The sequence below is a fragment of the Lactobacillus gallinarum genome (genome assembly GCF_002160635.1).
Lineage (GTDB): Bacteria > Bacillota > Bacilli > Lactobacillales > Lactobacillaceae > Lactobacillus > Lactobacillus gallinarum.
Map to the genome: position 1 here is coordinate 1 of NZ_NFKZ01000039.1, position 13,706 is coordinate 13,706.

The 13,706-nt window shown below is 38.0% G+C and carries 9 protein-coding genes, 1 tRNA gene and 3 pseudogenes; 9 read left to right on the forward strand and 4 right to left on the reverse strand.

Annotation, left to right across the window (positions count from 1 at the left end; genetic code table 11):
• The first annotated feature begins 70 nt into the window (after nucleotides 1–70).
• A complete protein-coding gene (locus B5E95_RS09340; RefSeq protein ID WP_204206637.1) occupies nucleotides 71–451 on the forward strand; it encodes a GH36 C-terminal domain-containing protein in 381 nt (126 codons plus the stop codon).
• Nucleotides 452–488: 37 nt separating this feature from the next.
• Here the strand turns inward: B5E95_RS09340 and B5E95_RS09345 are convergent.
• Nucleotides 489–572 (reverse strand) — tRNA-Leu (locus tag B5E95_RS09345).
• 116 nt (nucleotides 573–688) lie between these two features.
• On the opposite strand from B5E95_RS09345, the gene B5E95_RS09350 reads away from it, so the two are divergent.
• The 7 genes from B5E95_RS09350 to B5E95_RS09380 all read left to right on the forward strand — a co-directional run bounded on the left by B5E95_RS09350 (nucleotide 689) and on the right by B5E95_RS09380 (nucleotide 7,582).
• Entirely contained in the window at nucleotides 689–1,990 is a 1,302-nt protein-coding gene (locus tag B5E95_RS09350) for a serine hydrolase (RefSeq protein WP_087176093.1), read from the forward strand.
• Nucleotides 1,991–1,992: 2 nt separating this feature from the next.
• A complete protein-coding gene (locus B5E95_RS09355) occupies nucleotides 1,993–2,841 on the forward strand; it encodes an NAD(P)H-hydrate dehydratase (RefSeq protein WP_005725666.1) in 849 nt (282 codons plus the stop codon).
• Between the two features lie 125 nt (nucleotides 2,842–2,966).
• Nucleotides 2,967–3,653: a L,D-transpeptidase gene (locus B5E95_RS09360; protein WP_065989714.1), complete on the forward strand. Its 687-nt coding sequence runs from the start codon at nucleotides 2,967–2,969 to the stop codon at nucleotides 3,651–3,653.
• A 363-nt stretch (nucleotides 3,654–4,016) separates the two neighbouring features.
• Complete coding sequence (argS, locus tag B5E95_RS09365) at nucleotides 4,017–5,702, forward strand: arginine--tRNA ligase (protein WP_087176094.1); 1,686 nt, start codon at nucleotides 4,017–4,019, stop codon at nucleotides 5,700–5,702.
• 110 nt (nucleotides 5,703–5,812) lie between these two features.
• Nucleotides 5,813–6,724 (forward strand): class II fructose-bisphosphate aldolase, encoded by a 912-nt coding sequence (locus B5E95_RS09370; protein ID WP_025005521.1) that lies wholly within the window; start codon nucleotides 5,813–5,815, stop codon nucleotides 6,722–6,724.
• 68 nt (nucleotides 6,725–6,792) lie between these two features.
• On the forward strand, nucleotides 6,793–7,320 hold the full coding sequence (locus tag B5E95_RS09375; protein WP_087176095.1) for an NUDIX domain-containing protein: 528 nt from the start codon (nucleotides 6,793–6,795) through the stop codon (nucleotides 7,318–7,320).
• On the forward strand, nucleotides 7,313–7,582 hold the full coding sequence (locus tag B5E95_RS09380) for a hypothetical protein (RefSeq protein ID WP_087176096.1): 270 nt from the start codon (nucleotides 7,313–7,315) through the stop codon (nucleotides 7,580–7,582). The genes B5E95_RS09375 and B5E95_RS09380 overlap by 8 nt, the downstream gene beginning before the upstream one ends.
• A 349-nt stretch (nucleotides 7,583–7,931) precedes the next feature.
• On the opposite strand, the pseudogene B5E95_RS09385 reads toward B5E95_RS09380, so the two are convergent.
• Nucleotides 7,932–9,031: pseudogene (locus B5E95_RS09385) on the reverse strand (IS256 family transposase); the annotation flags it as partial.
• A 299-nt stretch (nucleotides 9,032–9,330) separates the two neighbouring features.
• Between B5E95_RS09385 and B5E95_RS09390 the strand changes: the two are divergent.
• On the forward strand, nucleotides 9,331–11,484 hold the full coding sequence (locus tag B5E95_RS09390) for a heavy metal translocating P-type ATPase (RefSeq protein WP_087236421.1): 2,154 nt from the start codon (nucleotides 9,331–9,333) through the stop codon (nucleotides 11,482–11,484).
• Nucleotides 11,485–11,559: 75 nt separating this feature from the next.
• Here B5E95_RS09390 and B5E95_RS10570 read toward each other — a convergent pair.
• Both B5E95_RS10570 and B5E95_RS09400 read right to left on the reverse strand, forming a co-directional pair.
• Nucleotides 11,560–12,098 (reverse strand): annotated as a pseudogene (locus B5E95_RS10570) (MFS transporter); the annotation flags it as partial.
• Nucleotides 12,099–12,357: 259 nt separating this feature from the next.
• Nucleotides 12,358–13,583 (reverse strand): annotated as a pseudogene (locus B5E95_RS09400) (IS110 family RNA-guided transposase).
• Between the last annotated feature and the right edge of the window lie 123 nt (nucleotides 13,584–13,706).

Genomic DNA, 13,706 nt, shown 5'->3' on the forward strand with positions numbered 1-13,706 from the left:
AAATTGAAATATCGGAATACTAGCGTAGACGTTGGTAAGAGAAATGGAAAGCACGAATAGTCCAAAATGTATGAAAATAAAACATAGTCATACATTTGCTTACATTTTTCATAGCAGTAAACGGGATCTACTTGTTAATGGCCACTTTGAGCAATTAGTGCCCTTAGAAGATCAAAATAAATATGCATGGAGCGTAAAACAAGATGAAAAACAAATCATTGGCTTTTTCCGTAAATTAGCTAAGCCAAATGATACGCTTGATCGTTATCTTTCCCTCTCAAATTTAGATCAAAATGCAGACTATATCATTAATCAAAAAAATAAGGTTAGTGGTAGAGTACTTACTAATTTTGGTTTGCGTGAACCATATAAATTCAATGCTTCTAATGGTGATACAGCCCAAGTGACTGGTGATTTTCAGTCGTATCTCTTTGAAATAGAAAAAGAATAGCAAAAAGGCCTAGCAAATACTGCTAGGTCTTTACTTATGCCCGCTAAAGGATTCGAACCTTCACTTAGTCACCTAAACAGCGACCTGAACGCTGCGCGTCTGCCAATTCCGCCAAGCGGGCATTTTTATTAGCTACATGAATAATAATACCAAATATTTGGTAAAATGTAAATAATACCAAATATTTGGTAAAATGTAAGCATAAAATACTTTAATTATACAAAAGGATGGAATTTCATGTTTTTTAGTAAAAAAATAAAACGTGTAGCAATTACAACTGTTGCAGCTGTATCAATCTTTTCGTGCGGTGCAGTTTTTGCGACTACGCCTGTTAACGCAGATACAACTAGCAGTTATCAAGCAGATCAAGTTAAGCTGAATGTAAAGTCAGCCATTGCGATTGATAGTGATTCAGGTCAAATTTTATATGCCAAAAATGCGGCTCAAACTTTACCAATTGCTTCGATGACCAAATTAGTGACTGTTTATTTAACTTTACAGGCAATTAAAAATCATAAGCTTTCATGGGATCAAAAGGTCAAACCAACCGCTCCAATCGTTAAAGTCGCCAACAATGCAGAATATTCGAATGTACCATTAAAACTAGGACATTCGTATACGATAAGACAACTTTATCAAGCAACCTTAATTGAATCAGCTAATGGTGCTGCTATGCTGCTTGGTCAAACAATTGCTGGCTCACAAAAGGCATTTATCGATCAAATGCGAGCTCAAGTAAAAAAGTGGGGGATTGAAGATGCCAAGATTTATACTGCTTGTGGTTTACCTAATGGCAATTTGGGTAAAGATGCATATCCTGGTGTAAATAAAAATGCTGAAAATACGATGTCAGCTAAGGATATGGCTATTGTCGGTCAAAAATTAATCTCGGCATTCCCAGAAGTATTAGAAACTACACGCTTAGCTCACTTAAACTTTAAAGATGCTGGTCACGTAACTAAGATGGCTAACTTTAACTGGATGTTAAAGGGGCTTTCTCAATATGATCAAGCTTATCCAGTTGATGGCTTAAAGACGGGGAATACTGATGCTGCAGGGGCTTGTTTTATCGGAACTGTACAACACAATGGTGCTCGTTTACTGACTGTAGTAATGGGCGCACGTCACCGTGACGGAACGGATCCAGCTAGATTTGAACAAACTAAAAAGTTAATGAATTATGTTTTTACCAAGTATCGTCCTGTAACAATGACTGCTGGTAGCCAAATGAATGGTGCCAAAACTATTAAGGTAACTGATGGTGATAACGCAACAACTAACTTGGGTCTAAAGAACAAGACTACTATCTGGGATCCAGCTGATGGCAAAACTTTAGTGGCATCATTGAATAAAAAATCTGTAGAAGCACCAATTAAGAAAGATCAAACAGTTGGTGATTATCAATTTAAATCTGGTAATGAAAAGATTGTTTCATTGTCTAATCCTAATGGGATGAACGTCAAGGCTAAGGCATTGTCAGCTAATAACAAGGTGAACTTTTTTGTCAGAATTTGGCGCTGGATTTTCGGAGGAAGATAAATATGACTGAAATTTCTGAAGATATCTTGAAAAAGGTAATTAAAGAAAGAGAAAGCGATACACATAAAGGCGATTACGGTCGTGTACTCTTGATCGGTGGTAGTGAGAACTATGGTGGCGCTATTATTATGTCTACCGAAGGCGCTATTAATGCTGGCACAGGTTTGACTGCTGTTGCAACACACCCTTTGAATTTAGCACCGCTACATGCACGAGTGCCTGAAGCAATGTTTATCAACTGGCGCGATGCTAAGTTAGCAGATTTAATCAAAAATATGGATGTTGTAGTTTGCGGGCCAGGATTAGGCATGAGTGATCTCGCTAAGCAAATTTTAGTTATCTTGCGAAGATGTACTTCAGAAAAACAAACCGTTGTCTTAGATGCCAGTGCTCTTGATTTAATTAGTCAGGATAAGAACTTATTGCCAACTAATGCTGGCCACTTAATCTTGACGCCGCATCAAATGGAATGGCAACGATTGAGTCAAATTCGTATTCCGTTTCAAACAGATAGTGCCAATATTGATGCTTTAAACCAATTGATTCCAGATACTAATGCGCTTTTAGTACTCAAATCGAATCATACTCATGTTTATAATGGGACTGGTCAAATTTTTGTTAATCCAATTGGCAATCCAGGCATGGCCACTGGTGGAATGGGTGATACTTTAGCAGGAATCATCGGTGGGATGGTTGCTCAATTTGGCCCAGGCGTTGAAACCGTTCAAGCTGCTGTCTATCTTCATTCTTTAGCAGGTGACTTGCTTGCCAAAGATAATTATGTGGTACGACCAACGGAACTTTCTAAAGTATTGCCTAAATTGATGAAAAAGTATTCAGAATTGGCATAAACATGTTAAAATTCTAATAGTAAATAAATGCATCCCTAGTTGAGGGATGTTTTTTAACGCTTAAAAGACGAAAAAGCATAATATAATTGAGTTAAATATTAATAAAAAAGAAGATTAACATATTTATGAAAAAAAACATTATTATCGGCGTAACTAGTATCGTTCTAGCTTTTGGTGCAATTATCGGCTTAGCTAAGGTATGCGCACCTAAGTCTGATGTCTCACAAGAAGCTGCTACAACGCAGACTAAGGCCAAAACTAAGAAAATAAATAAAATTAAGAAAAAACAAGCTAAAAAAGTAGATAATGGTGCTTTATATCGACCATATAGCGATCCTAAGGACTTGCGCAAGGCAGGCACTTGGAAGAAAAAGAGTGAGCTTAAAAAATATCCTAAGATTAAGCCGTATGAAAAGGATTTGACTTTGCGGGTATCATTAAAAGGAAACCGGACCTATTTGTTAAGAAAAGGCAAGGTTTTGTATACCATGTTATCAACTGGTGGAATCTACAAGAAGGGCAAGTCATTGACCCCAACTGGAACTTTTAGGATCCAAAATGGTCGTGGAGACAGCTTTTTCAATTATAACTTAGGTGAAGGAGCTAATAATTGGACTAGTTGGAGTCCTGATAACGTGTACTTGTTCCACTCTGTGCCAACTAAAGCTGATTATAGCTATAACTTAAAAGAAGCAGTCAAATTGGGAAGAACTCAAGGTTCACATGGTTGTATCCGTTTGAGTGTACCTGATTCTAAGTGGATTATGGATCACATCCCAGATGGTACGAAGGTAGTCATTAAAAATAATTAACAAGAACGTTGCTTTTTAAGCAACGTTTTTTAAAAAATTGCAGTAAAAAACTTTGTTCAAAGCGTTCAAGATTTTAATCCAACTCAAGAATGGCTTTTTTAACTAAATTAGTGGCAGAAGCCGTTTTTTCCTGCTATAATCATGTTTGCCAAGAAGTCAAAAGTAGTAGTTATTTTCTTTTTAAGCGAGTCTATGTTGGTGCAAGATAGATACTAGAAGATAATGAAGGCGTGTTTGACTGATAAAATCAAGAATTTAAATAAGCGGATACTTTGTATCAATCTGAGTGGTACCGCGGGTTTTTAACTCGTCTCTTTCTACATTTGTAGAAGGAGACTTTTTTATTTAGAAGAGAGGAATAAAATGGACTTTAAGAATGAAGTAGTTGACTTGGTTGCTAGTCAAGTTGATTTACCTAAAGAAAAAATTGCTGCATTAATTGAACGCCCTAAAAATGCTAAGATGGGAGACTATGCTTTCCCAGCATTTATTTTGGCTAAGACTTTGCACAAAAATCCTGCAGAAATTGCTAAAAATATTGCGGATAACTTATCAAGTGATAATTTCGCTAATATCCAAGCAGTCGGTCCTTACGTTAACTTTGCGATTGATCATGAAAAATTAGTTTCATCGACTTTGAAGGATGTTTTGACTGAAAAAGAACATTATGGTGATCAAAAGATTGGTGAAGGAAATGTGCCAATTGATATGTCTAGCCCTAACATTGCTAAGCCAATGTCAATGGGCCACCTTCGTTCAACTGTAATTGGTAATTCAATTGCTAAGACAATGGAGAAGGTTGGCTATACTCCTATTAAAATCAATTACTTAGGTGACTATGGTACTCAATTTGGTAAGTTGATTGCTGCCTACAAGCACTGGGGTAATGAAGAAGACGTTAAGAAAGATCCAATTATGAATCTTTTCCACTACTACGTTCGTTTCCACAAAGAAGCTGAAGATAATCCTGAACTTGATGATGAAGGTCGTGAATGGTTCAAGAAGCTTGAAGACGGTGATCCAGAAGCAGTTAAATTGTGGAAATGGTTCCGTGAAGTTTCTCTTGAAGACTTCAAGCGCATCTACAAGGAATTGGGCGTAAGCTTTGATTCATACAACGGTGAAGCTTTCTTCAACGATAAGATGCAACCAGTAATCGATGAATTGAAGGAAAAAGGTTTGCTTCATGAATCACGTGGTGCTCAAGTTGTGGATATGGGCCCGGATGAAAACCCAGCAATTATCGTTAAGTCCGACGGTACTTCAATTTACTTAACACGTGATTTAGCTGCGGCTGAATGGAGAATGAAGGAATACAACTTCGTTAAGATGCTCTATGTGGTTGGTAACGAACAAGCACAACACTTTGTAGAACTTAAGACTGTTCTTAAGAAGATGGGGTATGACTGGTCAGATGAAATTCACCACATTCCATTTGGTTTGATTACTCAAGGCGGTAAGAAGTTATCTACTAGAAAGGGTAACGTTGTCTTCCTTGATCAAGTATTAAAGGATGCCGTTTCTCTTGCTAAGAAGCAAATCGAAGAAAAGAACCCAGATTTGGCTGATAAGGATCAAGTTGCTCATGACGTAGGTGTCGGCGCAGTTATTTTCCACGATTTGAAGAATGATCGTTTAGACAACTTTGACTTCGATTTAGATGAAGTTGTCCGTTTCGAAGGTGATACTGGTCCTTATGTTCAATACACTAATGCTCGTGCACAAAGTGTTTTGCGTAAAGCCGCTGCAATGGGTGAAAAGCCAAGCGAAGGAGACTTTGCCTTAGACGATGACTGGGCATTTGCCGTAGCTAAGGATTTAGCGGACTTCCCAAGAATTATTGCAAGAAGTGCTGACAAGTTCGAACCATCTGTAATTGCTAAGTTTGCTCTTGATTTAGCTAAGAAATTTAACAAGTACTATGCAAACGTGAAGATCTTAACTAAAGATGATAAACTTGGTGCTCGTCTTGCCTTAGTTCAAGCTACTTCAATCGTTTTGACTGAAGCACTTAGACTCTTGGGTGTCAATGCTCCTAAGGAAATGTAACTGAAAAATTATGAAAATTAAAAAATAACGCTTACATTTTGTGAAAGATTGTTCATAATTCCAGAATTAGGGTACAATATGCATGTAAGATATTTAGGAGGTATTTTTTAATGGCTTATTTTGACAACGGTAATCAAATCTTTAAAGATGCTCGTAAGAACCATTACGCTGTAGGTGCTTACAACACTAACAACTTGGAATGGACTCGTGCAGAATTACGTGCTGCTGAAGAAACTAGAACTCCATTGTTGATCCAAGTATCAACTGGTGCTGCTAAGTACATGGGTGGTTACAAGTTCGTTAAGGACATGGTAGCTGACCAAATGGATTCAATGAACATCTCAGTTCCAGTTATCTTGAACTTGGACCACGGTGACTTTGAATCAGCTAAGGAATGTATTGCTCTTGGTTACTCATCAGTTATGTTTGATGGTCACGCACTTCCAACTGATGAAAACTTGGCTAAGACTAAGGAAATCATCAAGTTAGCTCATGAACGTGGTATTTCAGTTGAAGCTGAAATCGGTAAGATTGGTGAAAACCAAGGCGGCGGTGAATTAGCTTCTGTTGAAGATGCTAAGAAGTTCGTTGCAGCTGGCGTTGACAAGCTTGCTTGTGGTATTGGTAACATCCACGGTGTTTACCCAGCAGACTGGAAGGGCTTGAACTTCGACCGTCTTAAGGAAATTGCTGAAGCTGTTCCTGACACTCCACTTGTACTTCACGGTGGTTCAGGTATTCCTGAAGACCAAGTTAAGAAGGCTATCCAACTTGGTATTGCTAAGATCAACATCAACACTGAATTCCAATTAGCATTCCAAGAAGCTACTCGTAAGTACATCGAAGACAAGAAGGACCTTGACAAGAAGGCTAAGGGTTATGACCCACGTAAGTTGTTATTGCCAGGTGCAGAAGCAATTACTGCCAAGATGAAGGAAATGATTTCTTGGATGGGTACTAAGACTATCGATGACGAACTTAAGGATGCTTCATTCGACCGTTCATCATTGAACGAAGAATAATCATTGATTATCAATTAAAATAAAACTCAGCTTTGGCTGAGCTTTATTTTTTTTAGAAAGAAAAAGTTATGAAAGAATTAAACCTCCAATTGAAAGATACTGAATGGCCATTAGAATATATTGATCATGATCGTAAAATAGTGCGAGCTATCGTGTTTGATGACCAGGAAAATTATTATTTTGTTAGAGCTAAACGTGATGACGACTTTGGTAAGGCAACGCTAATTGAAACTTCAGGTGGTGGCGTTGAAGCTGGTGAAGATTTAGAAACAGCGCTAAAGCGAGAGCTTAAAGAAGAATTAGGTGCTGAAGTTGAGATTATGCATAAAATCGGTATAGTTAGTGACTACTATAATTTGATTCATCGCCATAATATTAATAATTATTATCTTTGCAAAGTCACTTCTTTTGGTGAAAAACATTTAACTAAGGATGAAATAGAAGATTTTCATTTGTCGACTTTAAGGTTGAGTTATCGGGATGCTGAAAAAGAATATCAAAAATGTGCGGAAACTAAAATTGGTAAATTAATTGCGGACAGAGAGTTACCGGTTTTAAGAAGAGCAAAAGTGTTGCTGGGTGAAAATTATGCGTGAGATACCAGTTAAACAAGTAAAGTCATTAATAAAACAGCTATTGAAAAGCAAAGAATCAAAACGTGTGGTGTTGCTTACTAAGAAGAAAGATCGTTCATTAACAGTTGAAGTTGATGGTGAGCAAATGAAATTAACTGAGCAGGGATATGAGAATTCTGTTAATACATTTGCGATTGCTGATAATGTAGCAAAGCATGCTTTCACTGCGGCTTTTAAGCGTGAGTTTCCACGAAGTCATCAGGTTTATGTGAGTGAGAAGTGAGATTTAATTGTAATTAACTAATATGTATGTTTAGCTGATTTTTAGCTTATAATTAGAAGTGGAATATCTTAATTATTGATCAAAGCATGGCTCAACCTTTGTTGAGCTTTATTTTTTTGTAAATATGATGTCAAAATAGTGTGAATTTGATGAATTTAGGCGCAGAAAGGTAAAAATGATATTATATCCATAGTTTGTAACAATGTAGGTGGAGAAATTTATATAAAAATGGAGACGTGGAAAATTATAAATTAAGATGACTAATTTGATTTTAGGCCTACTTGAACGAAACTGTCAAATCTTTTGTGTAAATAGATTTTTCTCGTAGATCGATTTTTTAATCTTTTATTTAATCAAAATAGGATTCTAAGGTGTCCTGAACCTGACCAAAGCCTTTGTGGATTCGATTGAAATAGCGTTCGTTTGAATGCCAATAAAAGTATTAAGCGACTGTTCAGTTAGAAACTCTGCTTTAGGCTTAGCTTTACGCTTGATAACGTTGTTAAAGGATTCGATCATATTGGTGGAGTAAATTGAAGCCCTGATCTGCTTAGGATAATTATAGAAGACCAGCAGATCAGGTTCAATCTCTTTGAGATTTCTGATGACATGGTTGTACGCTCTGTTCCACTTGTCATAGAAGGCGTGCAAGACTTTGATCGCAGCTTCTTTATTTGGCTGTTGATGGATTTGCTTGAATTCATTCATGATCGTTTCGCGATCATCTACGCATACTTTAGCGCAGATATTACGCATGACATGAACTAGACAGCGTTGAAAATGAGCTTTCTGATAAGTCTGCTCCAGCACTGTCTTCATGCCCAAAGCGCCATCTGAAAGAAAGAGCTCAACCTGCTCTAGACCGCGAGACTTCATGTCTTGAAGCATTTCCGTCCAATTCTCGACGTTTTCGCTAGGAGCGATACGGTAATCGATGACTTCCTTGTGACCATTAGGCTTGATGCCAATGGCAATATAAACTGCTTCACGATCAAAGGTTATGCGACGCAAAGGAATGTAGGTAGCGTCCAAATAAACGCAGAAGAACTTGTCACTGAGTTTGCGCTGATGATAGGCCTCGACTTTTGGAATCATCTGCTTGGAGATGTTAGATACCTGAGATGGGCTGTAATGGCTGCCATACATCTTTTCAATCAAGTCGGCTATTTCTCTGGTGGTTACGCCTTTGGAATATAGCTTGATAATCATGCTTTCCAAGACATTGGAGTGCTGCTTGTAGTCAGGGAGCGTGTGCTGATGAAACAGGCTGCTGCGATCCCTAGGCACCTGAATTTCAATCTCGCCAAATTGCGCATCAACTTTGCGGAAGTAAGCACCATTGCGTGAATTACCTGTATTCCAGCCAGCTCTGGCATAAGGATCATAGCCTAAAAACGCAGTCAGTTCAGCCTCTAATAGGTCATTAACTGCTTGCTGGAGTTCTTCTTTCTGTATGTGTTTTTTTGTTCAAACCAATCATACGAGAAAGGAACTCCTTTTTCTAATGTTTTAAGAAATTAATTTAAGGAATCATACATCCTTACACAAACTATTTTACAGTCTCTATTCTACATTTTCTTACTACAATATATAACTGTAGTAGATATATAACTTACTACAAGTATTCATTATAGTGAAAAATGCCTAGTATTTTCTGGCAAAAAGGTTGCATTATTGTGACTACAGTTGCAAGCTAATAAGTGTTAGGAGGCTACAAACGCAAACTTATTTTTAGGAGGTCGATAATCATGGAAAATAAAAAGGAACATATGAACATGAAAAACATGAGTGCTAAGAATATGGAAAATAATGAATCAAATATGAGTCATATGGATCACGATATGACCGAAACGGATCACAGCCAAATGAACATGAATCACGGTGATATGGATATGGCTGGGACCGACATGATGATGCACGGTGGCTCAATGATGCATATGGGGAATTTGAAAGTTAAATTTTGGGTCTCCGTTGTCTTAGCGATTCCAGTTTTACTGTTAGCACCAATCATGGGTTTAAACGCTTCCATCCTTAGTTTCAGTTCACCGCTAATTGTTGGCATTATCATCGTTTTGTTTGATACAGCACTTTACTTTTATGGCGGAATGCCCTTTTTAAAGGGGGCTAAAGCGGAAATTCAGAATAAATCTCCTGAAATGATGACGCTAGTAACCCTTGGAATTTCCGTTTCGTATTTCTACAGTTTGTACGCATTTATTGCCGACAACTTCTTGAACCCGGCAAATCCTGTAATGGATTTTTCGTTCGAACTTGCAACCCTGATTTTAATTATGCTTCTAGGACACTGGATTGAAATGAATGCATTGATGGGGGCTGGGAATGCATTACAAAAGATGGTGGCTCTGTTGCCTAAGACGGCCCATCTAGTTACAGATAATGGTGAAACAAAAGAAGTGCCAGTATCTGATTTAAAAGTTGGTCAAGCTTTCCAAGTGCGTTCAGGTGAGAGTATTCCAGCCGATGGTGTTATTACGGCTGGGGAGTCGACCGTGAATGAAGCACTGGTAACCGGTGAATCTGCTGCCGTTACCAAGAACGTTGGCGATAAGGTCATTGGTGGTACAATCAACAATAACGGTACGCTAACGGTTAAAATTAGTGGTACTGGTGACTCTGGCTATCTTTCTCAAGTAATGAAAATGGTTCGAAATGCCCAGCAAGCTAAATCTAAAGCAGAAGATAAAGCTGATTTAGTTGCCAAGTATCTATTTTACGCGGCACTTGGTGTTGGGATTATTGCTTTCTTTGCCTGGTTACCCCAGGGATTGGCGACTGCAATGACAATCATGGTGACCGTCTTCGTGATTGCTTGCCCGCATGCATTAGGATTAGCGATTCCATTAGTGGTTTCTCGTTCTACTACGATTGGCGCTCAAAATGGGCTATTAGTTCGAAATCGCCAAGCCATTGAAGCAAGTCAACATGTTAGCCACGTTCTCTTGGATAAAACTGGCACGTTAACAGAAGGTAAATTTACGGTGAATGCATTGATTCCAAATGATGGGATTGACGAAACAACGTTATTAAGCCGACTGGCTGCCCTTGAAAATAATTCGACTCATCCGCTGGCCCAAGCAATCATTACTGAAGCCCAAGCGAAGGACATTGAAGTCGTTGCGGCTGAAAAGTCTCAAAATATTCCGGGCGTTGGTATTTCCGGTAATATTGATGGCACTGACTATATGATTGTTAATGGTAACTATTTAACGAAGCAAGGGATCAGGTTTGACAAGGCCGCTGCTGATAAATGGGCTGCTAAGGGTAATTCCGTCAGCTTCCTATTGCAGGGCACCCAAGTTCAAGGAATGGTTGCTGAAGGCGACACCATCAAAGCGAGTGCTAAGGAATTAATTAGTGGTCTTCAGAGGCGAGGAATTACCCCCGTAATGCTCACTGGCGATAATCCAAAAGCCGCGGAACACGTTGCTAACTTACTAGGATTGACTGAATTCCATGCAGGCCTATTACCAGATGATAAGCAAAAGATTATTGCTGATTATCAAGCAAAGGGCAATCACGTCATCATGGTTGGTGACGGCGTAAATGACGCACCAAGTCTTTCCGCGGCCGATATTGGAATTGCAATTGGTGCCGGAACCGATGTTGCCATTGATTCCGCTGATGTTGTGTTGGTTAAATCAGAACCCAGCGATATTTTACATTTTCTTGATTTGGCTAAAATCACAAATCGGAAAATGGTTCAAAATCTCTGGTGGGGAGCAGGCTACAATATTGTCGCAATTCCACTCGCTGCCGGTGTGTTGTCATTTATGGGAATCACTCTAGACCCAGCCGTTGGTGCTGTGGCCATGGCGATGTCGTCAATTATCGTGGCAATTAATGCGATGGGATTGACTGGTAAAAAGATAAAAAACGTGTAATTAAGTGATGACAAAAAGAGGAGAAAGACCAGCTGGTAGTTTGGTCTTTCTCCTTTTTTTTGATCATCATGTTAATTACTTATCTGGTTGCTCAGTTAATTTCGCCAATTTTTGATGCAGCCTAATGTCATATTGCCTGGTAATTGGCATTAACACCGCGACCACCTCGCAAATGGCAGCACCGATTCCTGCAAATCACAAATAGGCGTTCAATGCCAATCAAATCAGCTAGGGGACCGGCAAAAATTAAGCCAATTGGTCCAGCTAGACTCAACAAAGAATTCAAAACGCCTAGAATCCGCCCTAACTCTTCTGCTGGATAACTTTGTTGAATCATTGCCATTAAAAGCGTTGTAAAAAAATGGGGTCGCAATTCCTTCAATGATGTTTAAAGCTGCGAACCATAAAAATCCGGTTTGGTTACCTGGCAAAATGCCGCTAATACCGGTTGGAATGCCAACCAGGAAAAACGCGATGATTACGGGCTTCATCCGGTCCTGCTACTTACCAAAGAGGCCAATGATAGTGCCGCCAATTAGCATGCCAGTTGAATAAATGGCTTCAATTAAGCCAGCCTGACTAACGATTCCCTGAAAGTATTTCATGGTCATAAGTTGAAGACCAAGATGTAAAGGATATTTTTGCGAAAGTAGTAAAAATTATTAATGAAAATTCTTCCAAATAGGAAGATAGAAATTTTTCGGAGATTTTTTCTACGTAAAGTCAAGCATAATAAGAAGTTTGGCTTCATTTTTTGTTTAAATTTCAACTTAAACATCTTTTAGTGTCGATTTATTTTTTTAGTTAGACACGACAAATAAGCCCAGATCCATATCTGATTTTTGGGCTTAGCGTTATAATGTACTTGATCAATTAATTACGACTAAAGTCTTTTTGGTTATGTGTGGCTACGTCGTAATCATATAGTTGATCATTGATAATCAGAGCATAAATGGTTCTGATTAGTTTATGAATTGAAGCAATAGCTATCTTTTTGAGCCCTTGGTTTGAGAGGATAGCTTTTTGCTTTCATAATAATCTGCTATATGACACGGATTTGTCTTAGCTGCATTATCAATTTGTCCAATAGCTCGATAAAGCAACTTACGTGCGACTGCATTGCCATGTTTGGTAATACTTAAATTAGATTCCATTTCTCCTGACTGATATCTGCCTGGATCAATTCCGATAAAAGCATTGATTTTATTAGGATTACTAAATCTGCGTAAATCTCCTAACTCTGCTAAAACTCTGACTGCAGTGGTCTGTGCAAAGCCTGGAATGCTTTCTAGGTTTTCTAAATCATGATTAGGCAAAGACTTCGCTAACTTAACCATTCTTGCGATTAAATTTTCTCTTTGATCACTTAAATTAAGCAATCTGTGTGCATAATACTGCACTTGCTCGACTTCTATGCTAGAGCAAGATACAACTGGATAAGCTTGATAAGCTAATTCAATTAATTTATCTGCAGTCCTTAGAGCGTGTTTAAAAGCAATCCCCTTTAAGCTCATTAACCAGTTAATAAGCTGTTTTTTATCTTCTCTTCTTACTAAGTCACAATGAGGATATCGCACAACTATTTGCCAGTAATTTTTACCTTTAGCAGCAGAAAATAAGTTTTCAATTTCAGGAAAAGTCGATTGTAAAGCTTGATGAAGTCTATTTTTAGCCATTACTAAGTCAGCTGTTAACTGGTTGTAGAAACGACTCAATGAATTAAGCTGCTTATAAGTTTGAGATTGAAGTTGATTAATTGGATGATGATATAGTCTTTGAATTAAGGCTAAATGATAAGCATCAGTTTTATCAGTCTTATTATGACGTAGTCCCATATCCATTTCTTTTTTAGCTTTAAGAGGATTAAGAATTACATAATCATAGCCGTAGTCTTCAAGAAAAGCCTGCAGTCTGCGTGAATAAACACCGGTAGCTTCAAAAATAATTTGCGGATGTTTAGAAAAAGCGGTTAATTCATGAAGCAATTGAATAAAACCAGGACGATTATTAGTAATGGTTAGTTCATTTTTGCTTTCACCAATTAGTTCACAAACAGTAGAAGTAGACTTGCTTACATCAATTCCAAAAGTAACTTGCATAATAAAAACCTCCAAAACTTAGTAGTAAAACGTATTTACTTAAGAAATCAGATCTAATTTTCTAAACTCGACATCTAAGTGTCCACATTCTTCGAAGAGACTCCTGAAAACTCAAGCAAAACT